Annotated in this window: 17 protein-coding genes; 8 read left to right on the forward strand and 9 right to left on the reverse strand. The window is 51.6% G+C overall.

The annotated features are described in order from the left end of the window. Position 1: 1 nt before the first annotated feature. The 5 genes from OQV04_RS12160 to trmL all read left to right on the forward strand — a co-directional run bounded on the left by OQV04_RS12160 (position 2) and on the right by trmL (position 9,993). Entirely contained in the window at positions 2–5,278 is a 5,277-nt protein-coding gene (locus tag OQV04_RS12160) for a YadA-like family protein (RefSeq protein ID WP_112933307.1), read from the forward strand. A gap of 426 nt (positions 5,279–5,704) precedes the next feature. Continuing rightward, on the forward strand, positions 5,705–7,360 hold the full coding sequence (gene lldP / locus OQV04_RS12165; protein ID WP_001055289.1) for an L-lactate permease: 1,656 nt from the start codon (positions 5,705–5,707) through the stop codon (positions 7,358–7,360). Beyond that, positions 7,360–8,136: a transcriptional regulator LldR gene (lldR, locus tag OQV04_RS12170; protein WP_000636500.1), complete on the forward strand. Its 777-nt coding sequence runs from the start codon at positions 7,360–7,362 to the stop codon at positions 8,134–8,136. Before lldP ends, lldR begins: the two co-directional genes overlap by 1 nt. Beyond that, positions 8,133–9,323: a quinone-dependent L-lactate dehydrogenase gene (gene lldD, locus OQV04_RS12175; protein WP_000586976.1), complete on the forward strand. Its 1,191-nt coding sequence runs from the start codon at positions 8,133–8,135 to the stop codon at positions 9,321–9,323. Before lldR ends, lldD begins: the two co-directional genes overlap by 4 nt. 196 nt (positions 9,324–9,519) lie before the next feature. Further along, the gene (gene trmL, locus OQV04_RS12180) at positions 9,520–9,993 is read left to right on the forward strand and encodes a tRNA (uridine(34)/cytosine(34)/5-carboxymethylaminomethyluridine(34)-2'-O)-methyltransferase TrmL (RefSeq protein WP_000932347.1); all 474 of its coding nucleotides are present in this window, start codon (positions 9,520–9,522) and stop codon (positions 9,991–9,993) included. A 61-nt stretch (positions 9,994–10,054) separates the two neighbouring features. Here the strand turns inward: trmL and cysE are convergent, their stop codons facing one another. The 5 genes from cysE to OQV04_RS12205 form a co-directional block, all read right to left on the reverse strand. After that, positions 10,055–10,876, reverse strand: a complete 822-nt coding sequence (gene cysE / locus OQV04_RS12185; RefSeq protein ID WP_032281836.1) for a serine O-acetyltransferase — start codon at positions 10,874–10,876, stop codon at positions 10,055–10,057. A 79-nt stretch (positions 10,877–10,955) separates the two neighbouring features. Then, positions 10,956–11,975, reverse strand: a complete 1,020-nt coding sequence (gpsA, locus tag OQV04_RS12190; protein ID WP_001076194.1) for an NAD(P)H-dependent glycerol-3-phosphate dehydrogenase — start codon at positions 11,973–11,975, stop codon at positions 10,956–10,958. Continuing rightward, positions 11,975–12,442, reverse strand: a complete 468-nt coding sequence (gene secB / locus OQV04_RS12195; RefSeq protein WP_000003382.1) for a protein-export chaperone SecB — start codon at positions 12,440–12,442, stop codon at positions 11,975–11,977. The genes gpsA and secB overlap by 1 nt, the downstream gene beginning before the upstream one ends. A 62-nt stretch (positions 12,443–12,504) precedes the next feature. Further along, positions 12,505–12,756, reverse strand: a complete 252-nt coding sequence (gene grxC / locus OQV04_RS12200) for a glutaredoxin 3 (RefSeq protein WP_000024392.1) — start codon at positions 12,754–12,756, stop codon at positions 12,505–12,507. Positions 12,757–12,897: 141 nt separating this feature from the next. Continuing rightward, the gene (locus tag OQV04_RS12205; protein ID WP_001368341.1) at positions 12,898–13,329 is read right to left on the reverse strand and encodes a rhodanese-like domain-containing protein; all 432 of its coding nucleotides are present in this window, start codon (positions 13,327–13,329) and stop codon (positions 12,898–12,900) included. 244 nt (positions 13,330–13,573) lie between these two features. On the opposite strand from OQV04_RS12205, the gene gpmM reads away from it, so the two are divergent. From gpmM to OQV04_RS12220, 3 genes are read left to right on the forward strand one after another with little or no spacing between them, the layout of a single operon-like run. Next, on the forward strand, positions 13,574–15,118 hold the full coding sequence (gene gpmM, locus OQV04_RS12210) for a 2,3-bisphosphoglycerate-independent phosphoglycerate mutase (protein WP_032281838.1): 1,545 nt from the start codon (positions 13,574–13,576) through the stop codon (positions 15,116–15,118). A gap of 33 nt (positions 15,119–15,151) precedes the next feature. Beyond that, positions 15,152–16,411: a murein hydrolase activator EnvC gene (envC, locus tag OQV04_RS12215; RefSeq protein ID WP_274446631.1), complete on the forward strand. Its 1,260-nt coding sequence runs from the start codon at positions 15,152–15,154 to the stop codon at positions 16,409–16,411. Positions 16,412–16,414: 3 nt separating this feature from the next. Continuing rightward, positions 16,415–17,374 (forward strand): divergent polysaccharide deacetylase family protein, encoded by a 960-nt coding sequence (locus OQV04_RS12220; RefSeq protein ID WP_032281840.1) that lies wholly within the window; start codon positions 16,415–16,417, stop codon positions 17,372–17,374. Here OQV04_RS12220 and waaH read toward each other — a convergent pair. From waaH to yibB, 4 genes are all read right to left on the reverse strand, one after another. Further along, entirely contained in the window at positions 17,361–18,395 is a 1,035-nt protein-coding gene (waaH, locus tag OQV04_RS12225) for a UDP-glucuronate:LPS(HepIII) glycosyltransferase (protein ID WP_000982091.1), read from the reverse strand. The two genes, OQV04_RS12220 and waaH, sit on opposite strands and share 14 nt — an antisense overlap. A 238-nt stretch (positions 18,396–18,633) precedes the next feature. Beyond that, on the reverse strand, positions 18,634–19,659 hold the full coding sequence (gene tdh / locus OQV04_RS12230) for an L-threonine 3-dehydrogenase (RefSeq protein WP_000646014.1): 1,026 nt from the start codon (positions 19,657–19,659) through the stop codon (positions 18,634–18,636). 9 nt (positions 19,660–19,668) lie between these two features. Continuing rightward, positions 19,669–20,865: a glycine C-acetyltransferase gene (gene kbl, locus OQV04_RS12235; protein WP_001213834.1), complete on the reverse strand. Its 1,197-nt coding sequence runs from the start codon at positions 20,863–20,865 to the stop codon at positions 19,669–19,671. Between the two features lie 274 nt (positions 20,866–21,139). Further along, on the reverse strand, positions 21,140–21,997 hold the full coding sequence (gene yibB, locus OQV04_RS12240; RefSeq protein ID WP_000842831.1) for a protein YibB: 858 nt from the start codon (positions 21,995–21,997) through the stop codon (positions 21,140–21,142). Positions 21,998–22,233 lie beyond the last annotated feature (236 nt).

Raw genomic sequence — 22,233 nt, forward strand, 5'->3', positions numbered from 1 at the left:
AATGAACAAAATATTTAAAGTAATCTGGAATCCGGCGACGGGCAGTTATAGCGTTGCCAGCGAAACGGCGAAGAGCCGTGGTAAGAAATCTGGTCGCAGTAAGCTGTTAATTTCTGCACTGGTTGCGGGTGGAATGTTGTCGTCGTTTGGGGCAAATGCCAGTGCGACACTTGATGGAGGTTCATCTATTGAAGACCCATCAATGGGTACTCGCTGGCTTGCAATCGGTGAGGGCGCAAAAGCAACATCCGCGTTACAAGGTGATGGATATACCGTTGCGATAGGGCTTAATGCACTAGCAGATGGTCAGGGTAGTCTTGCATTCGGCTACGATACCCACTCATCGGGTGATCGTTCTATCTCTATTGGCCAATATGCTGAATCCGCAGGAAACAGAACCATTGCTTTCGGTAGTGGGTCCAAGGCAATAGGAGACTATTCGCTTGCATTAGGAGGAACTACCTATACAGGTGGTGACTACTCCATTGCAGTGGGTAGGGATTCGAGGGTAGAAGACGATGCTGATTACGCCTCCTCTTTTGGTTACGGCGCCAAGGCAGGCGGGGTCTATAGCATGGCATTCGGTTTCGAAACTAAAGCTAATGCCGTTGACAGCCTGGCAATGGGACGACTAGCTACAGCCAGTGCAGCAAACGCTATTGCGATAGGTGCAGAGGCTGAAGCCGCTGAAAATGCGATGGCTATTGGCAATAATGCGAAGGCAAAAGGGACTAATAGCATGGCAATGGGGTTCGGAAGCCACGCCGATAAAGTCAATACTATCGCATTAGGAAATGGCAGCCAGGCTCTGGCAGATAATGCAATCGCCATAGGCCAGGGCAACAAAGCTGATGGCGTGGATGCCATCGCTCTGGGTAATGGTAGCCAGTCGAGAGGCTTAAACACCATTGCCTTAGGCACAGCCAGTAATGCAACTGGTGATAAGAGTCTTGCGCTTGGTAGTGATACCACTGCCAACGGTATTAACTCCGTCGCATTGGGTGCAGGTTCCACTGCGGATTTAGACAATACCGTCTCTGTCGACAATAGTTCATTAAAACGCAAGATCGTTAATGTGAAAAATGGCGCGATCAAGTCTGACAGTTACGATGCCATTAATGGTTCACAGCTTTATGCCATTAGCGACTCGGTAGCACAAAGGCTTGGGGGAGGATCATCAGTAGATGTTGATGACGGTACTGTTACAGCACCAACCTACAATTTAAAAAATGGTAGCAAAAAGAACGTAGGGGCTGCGCTCACTGTACTTGATGAAAACACCCTGCAATGGGACCAAATCAAAGGCAAATACAGCGCTGCTCATGGTACTAGTAGCCCAACTGCCAGCGTAATCACCGATGTTGCGGATGGCACGATTTCAGCCTCCAGTAAGGATGCGGTTAACGGCTCCCAACTGCAAGCTACCAATGACGATGTTGAGGCCAACACCACCAATATCGCTACTAATACCAGCAACATTGCCACGAATACGGCAAATATTGCCACCAACACCACCAATATCACCAACCTGACGGATTCCGTTGGTGACCTTCAGGCTGATGCCCTGCTCTGGAACGAAACTAAAAAGGCATTCAGTGCAGCTCACGGCCAGGATACCACCAGCAAAATCACCAACGTTAAAGATGGCGACCTGACGGCTGGCAGCACTGATGCCGTTAACGGCTCTCAGCTGAAAACCACCAACGATGCTGTGGCGACGAATACCACCAATATCGCCAATAACACTTCCAATATTGCCACTAACACCACCAACATCTCTAACCTGACTGAGACGGTGACTAACCTTGGTGAAGATGCGCTGAAATGGGATAAGGACAATTGTGTCTTCACGGCAGCTCATGGCACCGATGCCACCAGCAAAATCACCAATGTTAAAGATGGCGACCTGACGGCTGGCAGCACTGATGCCGTTAACGGCTCTCAGCTGAAAACTACCAACGATGCTGTGGCGACGAATACCACCAATATCGCCAATAACACTTCCAATATTGCCACTAACTCCACCAACATCTCTAACCTGACTGAGACGGTGACTAATCTTGGTGAGGATGCTCTGAAATGGGATAAGGACAATGGTGTCTTCACGGCAGCTCACGGCACCGAGGCCACCAGCAAAATCACCAACGTTAAAGATGCCGACCTGACGGCTGACAGCACCGATGCCGTTAACGGCTCTCAGCTGAAAACCACCAACGATGCCGTGGCGACGAATACCACCAATATCGCCACTAACACTTCCAATATTGCCACTAACACCACCAACATCTCTAACCTGACTGAGACGGTGACTAACCTTGGTGAAGATGCGCTGAAATGGGATAAGGACAATGGTGTATTCACGGCAGCTCACGGCACAGAAGCCACCAGCAAAATCACCAACGTTAAAGATGCCGACCTGACGGCTGGCAGCACTGATGCCGTTAACGGCTCCCAGCTGAAAACCACCAACGATGCTGTGGCGACGAATACCACCAATATTGCCACTAACACCACCAACATCTCTAACCTGACTGAGACGGTGACTAATCTTGGTGAGGATGCGCTGAAATGGGATAAGGACAATGGTGTATTCACGGCAGCTCATGGCAACAACACCGCCAGCAAAATCACCAATATCCTGGACGGCACAGTCACTGCAACCAGTTCCGATGCCATTAACGGCAGCCAGCTTTATGACTTAAGCAGCAATATCGCCACCTACTTCGGCGGCAATGCTTCTGTGAATACTGACGGTGTGTTTACCGGTCCAACCTACAAAATCGGTGAAACAAATTATTATAACGTCGGCGATGCACTGGCTGCGATTAACTCCTCATTTAGCACGTCTCTCGGCGATGCCCTGCTTTGGGACGCTTCCGTAGATAAATTTAGTGCCAAACACGGTACTAATGGTGACGCAAGCGTGATCACTGATGTCGCAAACGGGGATGTTTCAAGCACAAGCTCTGATGCTGTGAACGGCTCGCAACTCTATACCACCAATAAGTACGTCGTAGATGCGCTGGGTGGTGGTGCCGAAGTCAATGCAGACGGCACCATCACTGCGCCGACGTACACCATTGCTAATGCTGATTACGATAACGTCGGTGATGCCCTGAACGCCATCGACACCACTCTCGATGATGCTCTGCTCTGGGATACGGACGCCGGTGAAAATGGTGCATTTAGCGCCGCTCACGGAAAAGATAAAACTGCCAGTGTAATCACTAACGTCGCAAACGGTGCAATTTCCTCCACCAGCAGCGATGCTGTTAACGGCTCACAACTCTATACTACCAATCAGTACATAGTCGATGCGCTGGGTGGTGACGCAGAAGTTAACGCTGACGGCACCATCACCGCACCGACTTACACCATTGCGAATACCGATTACAACAACGTCGGTGACGCCCTGGATGCGCTTGATGATAACGCCCTGCTGTGGGATGAGACTGCCAATGGCGGTGCAGGAGCCTACAATGCCAGCCATGACGGTAAAGCCAGCATCATCACTAATGTCGCTGATGGCAGTATTAGTGAGGACAGCACCGATGCAGTGAACGGTTCTCAGTTGAATGCGACGAATATGATGATTGAGCAGAACAGCCAAATCATCAATCAGCTTGCTGGTAATACCGACGCAACCTATATCGAAGAAAATGGCGCTGGTATCAACTACGTTCGTACTAACGACAACGGTTTAGCCTTTAACGATGCAAGCGCCTCTGGTGTCGGCGCTACAGCTGTAGGTTATAACGCTGTCGCGTCTGGTGCCAGCAGCGTAGCCATTGGTCAGAACAGCAGCAGCACCGTTGATACCGGTATTGCGCTGGGTAGCAGCTCCGTTTCCAGCCGTGTAATTGCCAAAGGTTCTCGTGACACTAGCGTAACGGAAAATGGCGTGGTGATTGGTTATGACACCACTGACGGCGAACTGCTAGGTGCATTGTCAATTGGTGATGACGGTAAATACCGCCAAATCATCAACGTAGCTGATGGTTCAGAAGCCCATGACGCCGTTACGGTTCGTCAGTTGCAGAACGCTATTGGAGCGGTCGCCACTACGCCAACCAAGTACTTTCACGCCAACTCAACGGCAGAAGACTCACTGGCCGTTGGTGAAGACTCGCTGGCAATGGGTGCGAAAACTGTCGTTAATGGTAATGCAGGTATTGGTATCGGTTTGAACACTCTGGTTCTGGCTGATGCGATCAACGGCATTGCTATCGGCAGTAACGCACGCGCAAACCATGCAAACAGTATTGCAATGGGTAACGGTTCTCAGACCACCCGTGGTGCACAGACTGGCTACACCGCCTACAACATGGACGCACCGCAGAACTCTGTAGGTGAGTTTTCTGTTGGTAGTGAAGACGGTCAACGTCAGATCACCAACGTCGCAGCTGGTTCAGCGGATACCGATGCGGTTAACGTGGGTCAGTTGAAAGTCACTGATGAGCGCGTAGCGCAAAATACCCAGAGCATTACTAACCTGAACAATCAGGTCACTAATCTGGATACTCGCGTTACTAATATCGAAAACGGTATTGGCGATATCGTGACCACCGGTAGCACCAAGTACTTCAAGACCAACACCGATGGCGTAGATGCCAACGCCCAGGGTAAAGATAGCGTTGCGATTGGTTCTGGTTCCATTGCTGCCGCTGACAACAGCGTCGCACTGGGTACAGGCTCCGTGGCCAACGAAGAAAACACGATCTCTGTGGGTTCTTCTACCAACCAGCGCCGTATCACCAACGTAGCTGCCGGTGTTAATGCCACCGATGCGGTTAACGTGTCGCAGCTGAAATCTTCTGAAGCAGGCGGCGTTCGCTACGACACCAAAGCTGATGGCTCTATCGACTACAGCAACATCACTCTTGGTGGTGGCAACGGAGGTACGACTCGCATCAGCAACGTTTCCGCAGGTGTGAACAACAACGACGCGGTGAACTACGCGCAGTTGAAGCAAAGCGTGCAGGAAACAAAGCAATACACCGATCAGCGCATGGTTGAGATGGATAACAAACTGTCTAAAACTGAAAGCAAGTTGAGCGGGGGTATCGCTTCTGCAATGGCAATGACCGGTCTGCCGCAGGCTTACACTCCAGGTGCCAGCATGGCTTCTATTGGTGGCGGTACTTACAACGGTGAATCGGCAGTTGCTTTAGGTGTATCGATGGTGAGCGCCAATGGTCGTTGGGTCTACAAATTACAAGGTAGTACCAATAGCCAGGGTGAATACTCCGCCGCACTCGGTGCCGGTATTCAGTGGTAATGATCCATTAAGTTAGTGTGACTAAGGGCAAACGCCAAATTGCCTGATGCGCTACGCTTATCAGGCCTACAGGGTGATTCTGCACATTCCTATAGGCCGAGTAAGGTGTTCACGCCGCATCTGGCAAGATAAGGCGCACCGGGTCAACAATCTAAGGGCAATTCTCTGATGAGGATTGCCCTTTTCTTTACCAGACATCTCCCCCCACAAGAATTGGCCCTACCAATTCTTCGCTTATCTGACCTCTGGTTCACAATTCCCCAATTAAAACTCACATCAATGTTGCCAATACATAACATTTAGTTAACCATTCATTGTCATTATCCCTACACAACACAATTGGCAGTGCCACTTTTACACAACGTGTGACAAGGAGATGAGCAACAGACTCATTACACGATGTGCGTGGACTCCAGGAGACCTGCAATGAATCTCTGGCAACAAAACTACGATCCCGCCGGGAATATCTGGCTTTCCAGCCTGATAGCATCGCTTCCCATCCTGTTTTTCTTCTTTGCGCTGATTAAGCTCAAACTGAAAGGATACATCGCCGCCTCATGGACAGTGGCAATCGCCCTTGCCGTGGCTTTGCTGTTCTATAAAATGCCGGTCGCTAACGCGCTGGCCTCGGTGATTTATGGCTTCTTCTACGGGTTGTGGCCCATCGCGTGGATCATTATTGCAGCGGTGTTCGTCTATAAGATCTCGGTGAAAACCGGGCAGTTTGACATCATTCGCTCGTCTATTCTTTCGATAACCCCTGACCAGCGTCTGCAAATGCTGATCGTCGGTTTCTGTTTCGGCGCGTTCCTCGAAGGAGCTGCAGGCTTTGGCGCACCGGTAGCAATTACCGCCGCATTGCTGGTCGGTCTGGGCTTTAAACCACTGTACGCCGCCGGGCTGTGCCTGATTGTTAACACCGCGCCAGTGGCATTTGGCGCGATGGGCATTCCAATCCTGGTTGCCGGACAGGTAACAGGTATCGACAGCTTTGAGATTGGCCAGATGGTGGGGCGGCAGCTACCGTTTATGACCATTATCGTGCTGTTCTGGATCATGGCGATTATGGACGGCTGGCGCGGTATCAAAGAGACGTGGCCTGCGGTCGTGGTTGCGGGCGGCTCGTTTGCCATCGCTCAGTACCTTAGCTCTAACTTCATTGGGCCGGAGCTGCCGGATATTATCTCTTCGCTGGTATCACTGCTCTGCCTGACGCTGTTCCTCAAACGCTGGCAGCCAGTGCGCGTATTCCGTTTTGGTGATTTGGGGGCGTCACAGGTTGATATGACGCTGGCCCACACCGGTTACACTGCGGGTCAGGTGTTACGTGCCTGGACACCGTTCCTGTTCCTGACCGCTACCGTAACACTGTGGAGTATCCCGCCGTTTAAAGCCCTGTTCGCATCGGGTGGCGCGCTGTATGAGTGGGTGATCAATATTCCGGTGCCGTACCTCGATAAACTGGTTGCCCGTATGCCGCCAGTAGTCAGCGAGGCTACAGCCTATGCCGCCGTGTTTAAGTTCGACTGGTTCTCTGCCACCGGTACCGCCATTCTGTTTGCTGCGTTGCTCTCGGTTGTCTGGCTGAAGATGAAACCGTCTGACGCTATCAGCACCTTCGGCAGCACGCTGAAAGAACTGGCTCTGCCCATCTACTCCATCGGTATGGTGCTGGCATTCGCCTTTATTTCGAACTATTCCGGACTGTCATCAACACTGGCGCTGGCACTGGCGCACACCGGTCATGCATTCACCTTCTTCTCGCCGTTCCTCGGCTGGCTGGGGGTATTCCTGACCGGGTCGGATACCTCATCTAACGCCCTGTTCGCCGCGCTGCAAGCCACCGCAGCACAACAAATTGGCGTCTCTGATCTGTTGCTGGTTGCCGCCAATACCACCGGTGGCGTCACCGGTAAGATGATCTCCCCGCAATCTATCGCTATCGCCTGTGCGGCGGTAGGCCTGGTGGGCAAAGAGTCTGATTTGTTCCGCTTTACTGTCAAACACAGCCTGATCTTCACCTGTATGGTGGGCGTGATCACCACGCTTCAGGCCTATGTCTTAACGTGGATGATTCCTTAATGATTGTTTTACCCAGACGCCTGTCAGACGAGGTTGCCGATCGTGTGCGGGCGCTGATTGATGAAAAAAACCTGGAAGCGGGCATGAAGTTGCCCGCTGAGCGCCAACTGGCGATGCAACTCGGCGTATCACGTAATTCACTGCGCGAGGCACTGGCAAAACTGGTGAGCGAAGGCGTGCTGCTCAGTCGACGCGGCGGCGGGACGTTTATTCGCTGGCGTCATGACACATGGTCGGAGCAAAACATCGTCCAGCCGCTAAAAACGCTGATGGCCGATGATCCGGATTACAGTTTCGATATTCTGGAAGCCCGCTACGCCATTGAAGCCAGCACCGCATGGCATGCGGCAATGCGCGCCACACCTGGCGACAAAGAAAAGATTCAGCTTTGCTTTGAAGCAACGCTCAGCGAAGACCCGGATATCGCCTCACAAGCGGACGTTCGTTTTCATCTGGCGATTGCCGAAGCCTCACATAACATCGTGCTGCTGCAAACCATGCGCGGTTTCTTCGATGTCCTGCAATCCTCAGTGAAGCATAGCCGTCAGCGGATGTATCTGGTGCCACCGGTTTTTTCACAACTGACCGAACAACATCAGGCTGTCATTGACGCCATTTTTGCTGGTGATGCCGACGGGGCGCGTAAAGCAATGATGGCGCACCTTAGTTTTGTTCACACCACCATGAAACGATTCGATGAAGATCAGGCTCGCCACGCACGGATTACCCGCCTGCCCGGTGAGCATAATGAGCATTCGAGGGAGAAAAACGCATGATTATTTCCGCAGCCAGCGATTATCGCGCCGCAGCGCAACGCATTCTGCCGCCGTTCCTGTTCCACTATATGGATGGGGGTGCATATTCTGAATACACGCTGCGCCGCAACGTGGAAGATTTGTCAGAAGTGGCGCTGCGCCAGCGTATTCTGAAAAACATGTCCGACTTAAGCCTGGAAACGACGCTGTTTAATGAGAAATTGTCGATGCCGGTGGCGCTAGGTCCGGTAGGTTTGTGTGGCATGTATGCGCGACGCGGCGAAGTTCAGGCAGCCAAAGCGGCGGATGCGCATGGCATTCCGTTTACTCTCTCGACGGTTTCCGTTTGCCCGATTGAAGAAGTCGCGCCAGCCATCAAGCGCCCAATGTGGTTCCAGCTTTATGTACTGCGCGATCGCGGCTTTATGCGTAACGCGCTGGAGCGAGCAAAAGCAGCGGGTTGTTCGACGCTGGTTTTCACCGTGGATATGCCGACACCGGGAGCGCGTTATCGTGATGCGCATTCTGGAATGAGCGGCCCGAACGCGGCAATGCGCCGCTATTTGCAGGCGGTGACGCATCCGCAATGGGCGTGGGATGTGGGCCTGAACGGTCGTCCGCATGATTTAGGAAATATTTCGGCTTACCTCGGCAAACCGACCGGACTGGAAGATTACATCGGCTGGCTGGGGAATAACTTCGATCCGTCCATCTCATGGAAAGACCTTGAGTGGATCCGCGATTTCTGGGATGGCCCGATGGTGATCAAAGGGATCCTCGATCCGGAAGATGCGCGCGATGCAGTACGTTTTGGTGCTGATGGGATTGTAGTTTCTAACCACGGTGGCCGCCAGTTGGACGGTGTACTCTCTTCCGCTCGTGCGTTGCCCGCTATTGCAGATGCGGTGAAAGGTGATATAGCCATTCTGGCGGATAGCGGAATTCGTAACGGGCTTGATGTCGTGCGTATGATTGCGCTCGGTGCCGACACCGTACTGCTGGGTCGTGCTTTCTTGTATGCGCTGGCAACAGCTGGCCAGGCGGGTGTAGCTAACCTGCTAAATCTGATCGAAAAAGAGATGAAAGTGGCGATGACGCTGACTGGCGCGAAATCGATCAGCGAAATTACGCAAGATTCGCTGGTGCAGGGGCTGGGTAAAGAGTTGCCTGCGGCACTGGCTCCCATGGCGAAAGGGAATGCGGCATAGTCGTTTGCGCCCCCTCACCCTAACCCTCTCCCTCAGGGAGAGGGGAACGTTCGGCGCTGTATGTACTCCCTCACTCTGAAACGACACCGCACTCTTTTTTTCTCCCTCGCCCCTCTGGGGAGAGGCCGGGGTGAGGGGAAAAGGCCGCACGGCTCACCAATTTTCTGCTATCCTGCCCCCGCACTAAGGGGGCAGTATGCTAAACATCGTACTTTACGAACCAGAAATTCCGCCAAATACTGGCAACATCATCCGTCTTTGCGCTAATACCGGCTTTCGTCTGCATATCATCGAACCGATGGGATTTGCCTGGGACGATAAGCGCCTGCGCCGCGCAGGGCTGGACTATCACGAATTTACCGCCGTTACGCGTCATCATGACTATCGCGCGTTCCTCGAAGCAGAAAATCCCCAACGGCTGTTTGCCCTTACGACCAAAGGTACGCCCGCACATAGCGCCGTAAGCTATCAGGATGGCGACTATCTGATGTTTGGCCCGGAAACGCGCGGCCTGCCAGCGAGCATTCTTGATGCCCTGCCCGCTGAACAAAAAATTCGTATTCCAATGGTGCCGGACAGCCGCAGCATGAACCTGTCCAATGCGGTGTCGGTGGTGGTGTATGAAGCCTGGCGCCAGCTGGGGTATCCGGGAGCGGTGTTGAGAGATTAGTTACGCCAGGCCGGATAAGATGCGTTATGAACTGCATCGCATCCGGCACGATCACAAGGCGTCAGATCCCATCCCCATACTCAAATGTATGGTTAATACCGTTGAAATGCTGGTCCATATCCATTGATGGCTTATCGCTGTCTGGTTTACCGACAATGCGTGCCGGAACGCCAGCGGCGGTGGTATGCGGCGGCACCGGTTGCAGCACTACAGAACCTGCACCAATCTTCGCGCCGCGCCCAACTTCAATATTGCCGAGAATTTTCGCGCCCGCGCCAATCATCACACCTTCACGAATTTTCGGGTGACGGTCACCACCAGATTTACCCGTACCGCCAAGCGTCACAGATTGCAGAATCGATACGTCGTTTTCAATCACCGCCGTTTCACCAACGACGATGCCTGTCGCGTGGTCAAGCATGATACCGCGACCAATTTTTGCTGCCGGGTGAATATCAACCTGGAACATCACAGAAACCTGGTTTTGCAGAAAGATTGCCAGTGCGCGACGCCCCTGATTCCACAACCAGTGACCGATGCGATAGGCCTGCAAGGCATGAAAACCCTTCAGGTATAACAACGGGGTTGAGTATTTATCGACTGCCGGGTCGCGGGTACGCACCGCCTGAATATCACAGGCCGCAGAGGCGATCATTTCCGGGTCAGCGGCGTAGGCTTCTTCCACCACTTCACGGATAGCAATAGCAGGCATAATTGGCGATGACAGCTTGTTCGCCAGCATGTAGCTCAGTGCACTGCCAAGGTTTTCGTGCTTGAGTAGCGTCGCGTGGTAAAAACTGGCCAGCATTGGCTCACAGTCCGCCAGCGTTCTGGCTTCGGCTTTAATATTGTTCCAGACAATTTCCAGTTCTTCACACGACATTGCTTACTCCACACGATGAGATAATGACCGGCCCGTTCTGCGCGGGCCGGGTCATAGCGGTAACAAAGGTTCCCTGGGGTTAGTGGCTGCTGCGCTCGTCCTTGCGTGCACGACCTAATAACGTCAATGCTGCCTCGCGCGCGTTTTTTCCGCAATATAATACTTGATAAATTTCCTCGGTTATTGGCATTTCAACGCCGAAGCGATGCGCCAGTTCGCGGACTTCTTTCGTATTGCGGTAGCCTTCCACCACCTGACCAATCTTCTCCTGCGCGCTTTGTACATCCATGCCCTGACCGAGCATCATGCCAAAACGGCGGTTACGCGACTGGTTGTCGGTACAGGTAAGCACCAGATCCCCCAGCCCCGCCATGCCCATAAAGGTGGCAGGATCGGCACCCAGCGCCGCGCCAAGACGCGACATTTCAGCCAGCCCACGGGTGATCAGCGCCGTACGCGCATTCGCACCAAAACCGATACCGTCGGACATCCCCGCACCAATGGCAATGACGTTTTTCACCGCGCCGCCAAGCTGCACGCCAATGAAATCCGGGTTACTGTAAACGCGGAAACTTTTGCCGCAGTGCAGCAGCTGCTGAAGATCATCAGCAAAGGTCTGATCGGTCGAGGCCAGCGAAATAGCTGTCGGTAAACCTGCCGCCAGTTCTTTCGCAAACGTTGGGCCAGAGATAACCGCCAGCGGAATTTGATCGCCTAACGCCTCGCGGGCCACGTCCTGTAACAGACGCCCGGTTTCCGCTTCCAGCCCTTTGGTCGCCCACACCAGACGCGCATCAGGACGCATCAGCGGTTTAATCTGGCGCAGCACTTCACCAAAGACATGGCTGGGTACGACGACGAGAATATTACGGCTGGCTGCCAGCGCAGTGGCGAGATCGCTTTCAAGATGGAGCGTATCGGGAAAAGGCACATCGGGGAGAAACGCGGCGTTACAGCGGTCGCGTTCAAGCGTTGCGATATGTTCAGGGTCATGGCCCCAGAGGACAACCTCGTGGCCATTTCTTGCCAGGGTGATGGCAAGAGCGGTGCCGTACGAGCCGGCACCGATCACAGTCATTGAAGCATTACGTTGGTTCATCAGGCATCCTGATGTTCTTCAGTACCTTCGCCAGCCTGCTGCTGCAAATAGTTCATGAACAGCGCATCGAAGTTAACCGGCGCAAGGTTCAGTTGCGGGAATGTACCGCGGGATACCATGCTGGTGATGCACTCACGAGCATACGGGAACAGAATGTTCGGGCAGTATGCGCCCAGGCAATGTGCCATCTGGGTGCCTTCGATACCCGCGATGGAGAAAATACCGCCCTGCTGAACTTCACACAGGAACGCGGTTTCTTCGCCCAGGGAGGCCGTTACGGTAACACGCAGTACCACTTCGTAAACGTCATCTGCCAGTTGAGTAGATGCCGTATCCAGATCAAGTTTAACTTCTGGCTGCCAATCTTTCTGGAAAACGTGCGGCGCGTTCGGCGCTTCGAAAGAAATATCCTTGGTATAAATACGTTGGATCTGGAAAGTCATTTCGGTGTTGTTTTGTTCTGACATGTGTAGAAAACCCTTAAGTGTTGTCCTTAAATACTGCGCAATGTAATGCCAACGTTCACACGTTATTTCAGCAGGGGATCCAGTCCACCACGTGCATCCAATGCATACAAGTCATCACAGCCGCCAATGTGCTGTGCGTCAATAAAAATCTGGGGAACCGTGGTGCGACCGCTGCGTTTGATCATCTCTTCACGCTTGGCGGCGTTGCCATCGATCGGCAGCTCCTGGAAACTCACGCCTTTGCTGCTCAGCAGTGCTTTTGCACGATGGCAATACGGGCAGGTTTCTTTGGTATAGATTTCAACATTGGCCATAAATTAGCTCCTGTTTTTTTACCCTGAAATTTCATGTTGCAGGGCGGCAGCAAAATGGAGTGTCCCCAGAAGCTTATAACAATAAGTCGCTGGGGGCCTAATTGCAGCTAACGGCCTGCATCATGAAAGACGACAGGTAAATTATTTGCCGCGCACCAAAGGCAAGTTTTCGCCAGCCCAGCCAGCGACGCCTTCTTTCAGCACGAATACTTGCGCAAAACCAGCTTTCGTCAGTGCGTTTGCAGGCTCCTGGCACTGCATGCCAGAACCGTCTACCACGATAACCGGTTTGTCTTTGTGCTTCTCAAGCTCACCAACATTGTTGGCTTTGATTTCGCTCGGCAACAGATTAATAGAACCTGCGATATGGCCTTTACGGAAGTCATCACGCTGACGTAAATCCACAACCACAGCGTCTTCTTTGTTGATCAGACGCGTAGCTTCACCACGACTAATCACCTTCACTTTCGAGGTCAGGCTCTTAAACGTAGTCACAAGAACCGCCACCAGTAACGCGATCCAGGCGATACTCAGTATGGGATGACGGCCAACAAATTGCATAATTTCTTGCATGGGGGGTAACAACTCCCGACGTAGTGATTAAAAAAACCAGGAAAGGAGTATACCTGCGCGGTGCGGCAAATACAGCCAGCGCGTTAACTGGAATGCAATTTTGCGGGGCGCGACGAAAAAAAAGCGTAAATCTGGCATCGGCTTGCCGCGAGCGGTCGTATATTTTGATCTTCAGAGGCTATTTTATCGATTCAGCTGTAGTAAAATTACGCAAATTTTGACTCTTGAGTATGAGGTTGTCGCAATGTCGGTTTCTAAAAAACCTATGGTACTGGTGATTCTGGATGGCTATGGCTATCGCGAAGAACAGCAGGATAACGCCATTTTTAGTGCTAAAACCCCGGTAATGGATGCACTGTGGGCCAATCGTCCGCATACCCTGATCGACGCTTCCGGTCTGGAAGTCGGTCTGCCTGACCGTCAGATGGGTAACTCCGAAGTAGGCCACGTTAACCTGGGTGCCGGCCGCATCGTGTATCAGGACCTGACTCGTCTGGACGTTGAAATCAAAAATCGCGCTTTCTTTGCTAATCCAGTGCTGACTGGCGCGGTAGATAAAGCGAAAAACGCAGGCAAAGCGGTACACATTATGGGTCTGCTCTCCGCAGGCGGCGTACACAGCCACGAAGATCACATCATGGCGATGGTAGAACTGGCAGCTGAACGCGGCGCAGAAAAAATCTACCTGCACGCATTCCTTGACGGTCGCGACACTCCGCCGCGCAGTGCTGAATCCTCGCTGAAAAAATTCGAAGAGAAATTTGCCGCGCTGGGTAAAGGCCGCGTAGCGTCCATCATTGGTCGTTACTACGCGATGGACCGCGATAACCGTTGGGATCGCGTTGAAAAAGCTTATGACCTGCTGACTCTGGCGCAGGGTGAGTTCCAGGCCGATACCGCCGTTGCTGGTTTGCAGGCTGCTTATGCTCGCGACGAAAACGACGAGTTCGTGAAAGCGACCGTTATTCGTGCAGAAGGTCAGCCAGATGCGGCAATGGAAGACGGCGATGCGCTGATTTTCATGAACTTCCGTGCTGACCGTGCGCGTGAAATCACTCGTGCTTTCGTGAACGCTGATTTCGATGGCTTCGCGCGTAAGAAAGTGGTTAACGTCGATTTCGTGATGCTGACCGAATACGCCGCTGACATCAAAACTGCGGTTGCTTACCCACCCGCTTCCCTGGTTAACACCTTCGGCGAGTGGATGGCGAAAAACGACAAAACTCAGTTGCGTATTTCCGAAACCGAAAAATATGCCCACGTTACTTTCTTCTTCAACGGTGGCGTAGAAGAGTCGTTCAAAGGCGAAGATCGCATTCTGATCAACTCACCGAAAGTGGCTACCTACGATCTGCAACCGGAAATGAGCTCCGCAGAGCTGACCGAAAAACTGGTTGCGGCCATCAAGAGCGGCAAATACGACACCATCATCTGTAACTATCCGAACGGCGACATGGTAGGTCACACCGGGGTGATGGAAGCGGCGGTTAAAGCGGTTGAAGCACTGGATCACTGCGTGGAAGAAGTCGCGAAAGCGGTTGAGTCCGTGGGTGGACAACTGCTGATCACCGCTGACCACGGTAACGCTGAGCAGATGCGCGATCCGGCAACGGGTCAGGCACATACGGCACACACCAACCTGCCAGTTCCGCTGATTTACGTTGGCGATAAGAACGTGAAAGCGGTTGAAGGCGGCAAACTTTCTGACATCGCGCCGACCATGTTGTCGCTGATGGGTATGGAAATCCCGCAAGAGATGACTGGTAAGCCGCTGTTCATCGTGGAATAATCCCTCCCCATGAGGGGAAAGGCGATTAATACCATGACACGGGCCGTGAAACCGCGCAGGTTTGCAATCAGGCCCATCATCTACGCCAGCGTTCTTAGCGCTGGCGTATTGTTGTGCGCCTTTTCCGCCCACGCGGATGAGCGTGACCAACTCAAATCTATTCAGGCCGATATCGCCGCGAAAGAGCGCGCGGTACGCCAAAAGCAACAACAACGCGCAAGCCTGCTCGCACAATTGAAAAAGCAGGAAGAAGCGATCTCTGAATCCACCCGTAAGCTGCGCGAAACGCAAAACACGCTCAATCAACTCAATAAACAGATTGATGAGATGAACGTGTCGATTGCCAAACTGGAGCAGCAAAAAGCCGCCCAGGAGCGCAGCCTCGCCGCACAACTGGATGCCGCATTCCGTCAGGGCGAGCATACCGGTATTCAGCTGATTCTCAGCGGTGAAGAAAGCCAGCGTGGACAGCGTTTACAGGCTTATTTCGGCTATCTCAACCAGGCGCGACAAGAAACCATTGCCCAGTTGAAGCAAACGCGTGAAGAAGTCGCCATGCAGCGTGCTGAACTGGAAGAGAAACAGAGCGAGCAACAAACGCTGTTATATGAGCAGCGCGCCCAACAGGCGAAACTGACTCAGGCGCTGAACGAGCGTAAAAAGACGCTGGCAGGGCTGGAGTCTTCCATCCAGCAAGGTCAGCAACAGTTGAGCGAGCTGCGCGCCAACGAATCCCGTCTGCGTAACAGCATTGCCCGTGCGGAAGCCGCGGCGAAAGCGCGTGCAGAACGAGAAGCACGTGAGGCCCAGGCGGTTCGCGACCGCCAGAAAGAAGCGACGCGTAAAGGCACCACCTACAAACCGACTGAAAGCGAAAAATCGCTGATGTCCCGTACCGGTGGTCTGGGCGCGCCGCGTGGTCAGGCATTCTGGCCGGTTCGCGGGCCGACGCTGCATCGCTATGGCGAACAGCTACAGGGTGAATTACGCTGGAAAGGGATGGTGATTGGTGCCTCTGAAGGTACTGAAGTTAAAGCGATTGCCGACGGTCGGGTGATTCTGGCTGACTGGCTGCAAGGCTACGGTCTGGTGGTGGTGGTTGAGCATGGTAAAGGCGACATGAGTCTTTACGGCTATAATCAGAGCGCACTGGTGAGCGTTGGTTCGCAGGTTCGCGCGGGCCAGCCAATTGCACTGGTGGGCAGCAGTGGCGGTCAGGGTCGGCCTTCACTCTATTTCGAAATTCGCCGCCAGGGTCAGGCGGTCAATCCACAGCCGTGGTTGGGAAGATAAGTTTTGTTTCCATTTCGTCGTAACGTTCTTGCATTTGCCGCTCTGTTGGCGCTCTCCTCCCCCGTAATTGCTGGCAAACTTGCCATCGTCATTGATGATTTTGGGTATCGCCCGCACAACGAAAACCAGGTGCTGGCGATGCCTTCCGCTATCTCCGTCGCTGTATTACCCGATTCACCGCACGCCAGAGAGATGGCGACCAAAGCGCATAACAGCGGTCACGAAGTGTTGATTCATCTCCCGATGGCACCGTTGAGTAAACAGCCGCTGGAGAAAAATACGCTACGCCCGGAGATGAGCAGCGACGAAATTGAGCGCATTATTCGTAGTGCGGTCAATAACGTGCCCTATGCCGTGGGGATCAACAACCACATGGGCAGCAAGATGACCTCTAACCTGTTTGGTATGCAGAAAGTGATGCAGGCGCTGGAGCGTTACAATCTTTACTTCCTCGACAGCGTAACCATTGGTAATACCCAGGCGATGCGCGCCGCGCAAGGCACTGGCGTGAAGGTTATTAAACGGAAGGTGTTCCTCGACGATTCACAGAACGAAGCGGACATCCGTGTGCAGTTCAATCGCGCAATTGATCTGGCGCGTCGCAACGGTTCAACCATTGCCATTGGGCATCCTCACCCTTCAACGGTACGCGTGCTACAACAGATGGTTTATAACCTGCCGCCAGACATTACGCTGGTAAAAGCCAGCAGCTTGCTGAATGAACCGCAGGTTGATACGTCTACACCGCCGAAAAACACTGTGCCCGACACACCGCGTAATCCGTTCCGTGGCGTGAAGCTGTGCAAACCGAAGAAACCGATAGAACCTGTTTATGCTAATCGCTTCTTTGAAGTATTAAGCGAAAGCATCAGCCAGAGCACGCTGATCGTTTACTTCCAGCATCAGTGGCAAGGCTGGGGCAAACAGCCCGAAGCGGCGAAACTTAACGCTAGCGCAAATTAAAGGCGCTACGCGTAATGCGATGGTGCGACCGCGTTTTGTCGCGCCATTGCCATAAGCGGAAAGACCACAGTAACGCCTGGTAACCCACCTTCACGCTGCGCACATTGGTAATCAGGCGCTTATACATACCGGAAGTAAATATCTCGGCAATCATCCGTTGGCGGGTAAGAATATCCGGCTCTTTGCGCACCGCATGGCAAACACGCAATGCTTCGTAAGTTATTTGCTGATGAAATTCCGGATAAATCGTAATTTTGTCGGCATAATTTCGATTTAATTTCTCCAGCAGGCGGGTAATCTTAATATAGTGACGTTGATAATTAAGGTTTTTATTCCCTTGTCTATGCAACCGACTCACTGACGTATTATGCAGATAATATTTATATAATGATTGCTCGGTATATCGCGCACGCAGCGCATTAAACATGAATTCTGTTGTCCAGACAATATCCTGATGATGTAATCCGGCAATAAATTTAATGTTATTTTTAACAATAACATCGCGGCGATAAACCCCCATCCAGACAACGTGAGTCCAACGGCGCGAAGAAAGCCCCATCCGCAGCCAGTCCGGGCCGGTTAAGACACCGGTTGAGCGAAGGCGATCGCTGGGGATGGATTGCCAGGTTTCTCCCGTTTCACGAAAACACCAGTCAGCGTTGCACTGCGCCACGTCGAGGTCGTCCTCTAACGCCATGGTCATCAGCGTTTCGTACATGGTGGGATAGACTTCATCGTCAGCATCGACAAAAGCGACATATTTGCCCGTTGCCACTTCAATCCCACGATTACGCGCCACCGATGCGCCAGCATTCGCCTGATGCAACAAACGAACGTGCGGATAGTTTTCTGCGTAATGCTTTGCTATTTCAACAGAATTATCCGTTGAACCATCGTTAATAATAATGATTTCCAGAGCAGTCCAGGTTTGCGTAATTAAAGATTCCATACAAGTGCGGAAATCATCGCCCGCATTATATAACGGAATAATAACACTAAGTTTATTGGTGCTGTTCATCATAAATTACCGACAACCTCTGAAGTTATCCTGACGTTTTACAGGCTTTGTATTAAGAAACTATTAAGCCTGTGAGATATTCTTTTTACAGGTGAGAGAGTCACTTCAGGGTAGAGAGATAATGAGAGCAGCTATATAAGAGATCAGCACAATTACGAACTCTTTATTACACTGACAGGATTTTACATATTTAACAGATTATCCTCAGATAAAAGGGCTGGAATACCAGCCCTTGTTCGTGTTAATCCCAGCTCAGAATAACTTTCCCGGACTGGCCCGAACGCATAGCGTCAAAGCCCTTCTGGAAATCATCGATAGAGAAACGATGGGTAATGATCGGCGAGAGATCGAGGCCAGACTGAATCAGCGCCGCCATCTTGTACCAGGTTTCAAACATCTCACGACCGTAAATGCCTTTAATGAACAAGCCCTTAAAGATCACTTTTGTCCAGTCTATCGACATGTCAGAAGGTGGAATACCCAGCATCGCAATGCGACCGCCGTGGTTCATGGTGTCGAGCATGGTACGAAACGCTGGCGGCGCACCAGACATTTCCAGACCGACATCAAAGCCTTCGGTCATGCCTAACTCCGCCATCACGTCATTGAGATTTTCTTTGGCGACGTTAACCGCACGGGTGATACCCATTTTACGCGCCAGCTCAAGGCGGTATTCATTAACATCCGTGATCACCACGTTGCGTGCACCAACGTGTTTCGCCACCGCCGCAGCCATGATACCTATCGGCCCTGCACCAGAGACCAGCACATCCTCGCCAACCAGATCGAACGACAGCGCGGTATGCACGGCGTTACCGAAGGGATCAAAAATGGAAGCCAGGTCGTCGGAGATATTGTCTGGGATTTTGAAGGCGTTGAACGCCGGGATCACCAGATATTCGGCGAAGCAGCCCGGACGGTTAACGCCGACGCCGATCGTGTTGCGGCACAGATGGGTACGACCGCCACGACAGTTGCGACAGTGACCGCAAGTGATATGGCCTTCGCCAGAAACGCGATCGCCAATCTTGAAGCCTTTCACTTCCTGACCAATACCTACCACTTCACCGACATATTCATGGCCCACGACCATCGGCACCGGGATGGTTTTTTGCGACCACTCATCCCAGTTATAGATGTGAACGTCAGTCCCGCAGATGGCTGTTTTACGGATTTTAATCAGCAGATCGTTATGCCCGAGTTCCGGTACAGGAACGTCGGTCATCCAGATGCCCTCTTCCGCTTTCAGTTTGGATAACGCTTTCATCTCACATCCTCAGGCAATAACGCCCAGTTGTTTACCAATACGCGTGAATGCTTCTACTGCACGCGTAATTTGCTCAGGGGTATGCGCCGCAGACATCTGGGTACGAATACGCGCCTGACCTTTCGGAACGACCGGATAGAAGAAACCGGTGACGTAAATGCCCTCTTTTTGCAGCTCACGGGCAAATTTCTGCGCCACTACCGCATCACCAAGCATGACCGGAATAATGGCGTGATCGGCTCCCGCCAGGGTAAAGCCCGCCGCCGACATTTGCTCACGGAACTGACGCGCGTTCGCCCACAGACGGTCACGCAGCTCGCTACCCGCTTCGACCATCTCCAGTACTTTGATGGATGCGGCAACAATGGCTGGAGCCAGCGAGTTGGAGAACAGATACGGACGAGAACGCTGGCGCAGCCACTCAACCACTTCTTTGCGCGCCGCGGTATAACCACCAGAAGCCCCGCCCAGCGCTTTACCAAGCGTACCGGTGATAATATCGACCCGGCCCATCACATCGCAGTATTCATGGGAACCACGACCATTTTCACCGACAAAACCGACCGCGTGGGAGTCGTCTACCATCACCAGGGCATCGTATTTATCTGCCAGATCGCAAACGCCTTTCAGGTTGGCAATCACGCCGTCCATCGAGAACACACCATCGGTGGCAATCAGCACATGACGCGCACCGGCTTCACGCGCTTCTTTCAGACGTGCTTCCAGCTCCTGCATATCGTTGTTGGCATAGCGATAGCGTTTAGCTTTACACAGACGCACACCATCAATAATAGACGCGTGGTTCAGTGCGTCGGAGATAATGGCGTCTTCCGCGCCCAGCAGCGTTTCAAACAGGCCACCGTTAGCATCAAAGCAGGAAGAGTAGAGAATCGCATCTTCCATCCCCAGGAATGCCGCCAGTTTTTGTTCAAGCTCTTTATGGCTGTCCTGAGTGCCGCAAATAAAACGCACCGAAGCCATGCCGAAACCGTGAGAATCCATTCCCGCCTTTGCCGCCGCAATCAGATCCGGATGATTCGCCAGCCCGAGATAGTTATTGGCACAAAAGTTAATGACGTGGCTTCCATCAGCCACAGTGATATCTGCTTGCTGCGCAGACGTAATAATGCGCTCTTCTTTAAACAACCCTTCCGCCCGTGCGGTTTCCAGATCGTTGGTTAACTGCTGATAAAATTCTCCACGCATTGCGATTCTCCAGACAGGGCAAATTCCAGCACATATTACCCAAACTTATAGGTCGCGACGAGATGACGCGTTAACACTTCTGCAAAATTCAGGATAAATAACGTGTATCTTGATGTCTCTCAACACCTACAGATAGTAGAAAAACTGTACAGTTTTGGCTGAGCATAATGATGAGTGATTTTACTGCATTGATATAAAAAGAAAAAATGATGCCAAAACATCATTTTTCCTATCTCAGTTGGCATCAAAACGCTACCCACTAATGGCGGGAAACCTATTTTCTTGAAAGGAAAATTCTCAGCGCCTGCATTTTTGCCCCTAAAGTGTTACTCCTGAAGCAGCGAAACAAATCGAACCATTTTCCTCTTCCCAGATAGTTTAGGTTGAAGAGATCGGAACGTTTGTAATAGCACATGACAAAAATGCCCTGGTCATCGTCCACAATGTTATTGTTTAGTGTTATTTTTTGACTTTCCAGAACTAATTTATAGAATTCTTTCCATTTATGCTGTGAACCAACAATTGCGCCCCCAATAATATATACATGATTGCCAATCATGAAATCAAAAGCCTGTTGTTGAGATGTAACAGTAAGCCCCTTTTTTATAGTGAAAAGATGCATCTTATTTTCATCAAATGGGAAATCCCAAATTTTCAATCCTCGAGTCACATTTGGCTTACGGCAATAGCCAAAATCTATCCACGCAACAAGAGGCGTTTTCACTAAGCCCATGTTGATAGCTTTATTTACAAAATAGGCCTTAAGGTTACATACCAAAACATACTCTGGTGACCAGTACTCTGGGTTTTTTAATTGTCGAGGCTCAAGTCTATTTGTAAACGACTCATCTTTTTGAATTTTTTCGATACGACTTCTGATATATCTAAATTTCTTTTTTATATCGATAGCGATAACCGTTGTTGGTTTTCCGTTGCGAATCGCTTCAACCCTTGGTTTCAAATCGGGAGAAGTGAAAATAATCATCTCATTTTCAAGTACGGCCAGACGCTCAAAGTAACTAAAATAAACATCAACTGAACGAGCTAGTTTTTCACGGAACCCTTTATTAGCAGTCCAATCCCCTCTACCAATGTCAAAATATGCAGTGATAATTGTGGTGGATGATTTCATTACTAATAAGACCATTAATATAAAAAAATAATTATATCATAAATATTAACAGAATGTATACTGTATATTATCCATTCAAATGCTTCCGTTATTTACCATACATCGGAATATTGATACTAAAGCACTATTCACGTGCAAAACCAACATCCGCCATGAAGGACTAGGGAAGGTGCGAATAAGCGGGGAAATTCTTCTCGGCTGACTCAGTCATTTCATTTCTTCATGTTTGAGCCGAT

The sequence above is a fragment of the Escherichia sp. Lx600-2 genome (assembly GCF_036662595.1).
Taxonomy (GTDB): domain Bacteria; phylum Pseudomonadota; class Gammaproteobacteria; order Enterobacterales; family Enterobacteriaceae; genus Escherichia; species Escherichia coli.

Bases quoted from the DNA above. Each gene is read 5' to 3' on its own strand.
- OQV04_RS12160 (WP_112933307.1), top strand. From the start codon at position 2: ATGAACAAAATATTTAAAGTAATCTGGAATCCGGCGACGGGCAGTTAT.
- lldP (WP_001055289.1), top strand. From the start codon at position 5,705: ATGAATCTCTGGCAACAAAACTACGATCCCGCCGGGAATATCTGGCTT.
- lldR (WP_000636500.1), top strand. From the start codon at position 7,360: ATGATTGTTTTACCCAGACGCCTGTCAGACGAGGTTGCCGATCGTGTG.
- lldD (WP_000586976.1), top strand. From the start codon at position 8,133: ATGATTATTTCCGCAGCCAGCGATTATCGCGCCGCAGCGCAACGCATT.
- trmL (WP_000932347.1), top strand. From the start codon at position 9,520: ATGCTAAACATCGTACTTTACGAACCAGAAATTCCGCCAAATACTGGC.
- cysE (WP_032281836.1), bottom strand. From the start codon at position 10,876: ATGTCGTGTGAAGAACTGGAAATTGTCTGGAACAATATTAAAGCCGAA.
- gpsA (WP_001076194.1), bottom strand. From the start codon at position 11,975: ATGAACCAACGTAATGCTTCAATGACTGTGATCGGTGCCGGCTCGTAC.
- secB (WP_000003382.1), bottom strand. From the start codon at position 12,442: ATGTCAGAACAAAACAACACCGAAATGACTTTCCAGATCCAACGTATT.
- grxC (WP_000024392.1), bottom strand. From the start codon at position 12,756: ATGGCCAATGTTGAAATCTATACCAAAGAAACCTGCCCGTATTGCCAT.
- OQV04_RS12205 (WP_001368341.1), bottom strand. From the start codon at position 13,329: ATGCAAGAAATTATGCAATTTGTTGGCCGTCATCCCATACTGAGTATC.
- gpmM (WP_032281838.1), top strand. From the start codon at position 13,574: ATGTCGGTTTCTAAAAAACCTATGGTACTGGTGATTCTGGATGGCTAT.
- envC (WP_274446631.1), top strand. From the start codon at position 15,152: ATGACACGGGCCGTGAAACCGCGCAGGTTTGCAATCAGGCCCATCATC.
- waaH (WP_000982091.1), bottom strand. From the start codon at position 18,395: ATGATGAACAGCACCAATAAACTTAGTGTTATTATTCCGTTATATAAT.
- tdh (WP_000646014.1), bottom strand. From the start codon at position 19,659: ATGAAAGCGTTATCCAAACTGAAAGCGGAAGAGGGCATCTGGATGACC.
- kbl (WP_001213834.1), bottom strand. From the start codon at position 20,865: ATGCGTGGAGAATTTTATCAGCAGTTAACCAACGATCTGGAAACCGCA.
- yibB (WP_000842831.1), bottom strand. From the start codon at position 21,997: ATGAAATCATCCACCACAATTATCACTGCATATTTTGACATTGGTAGA.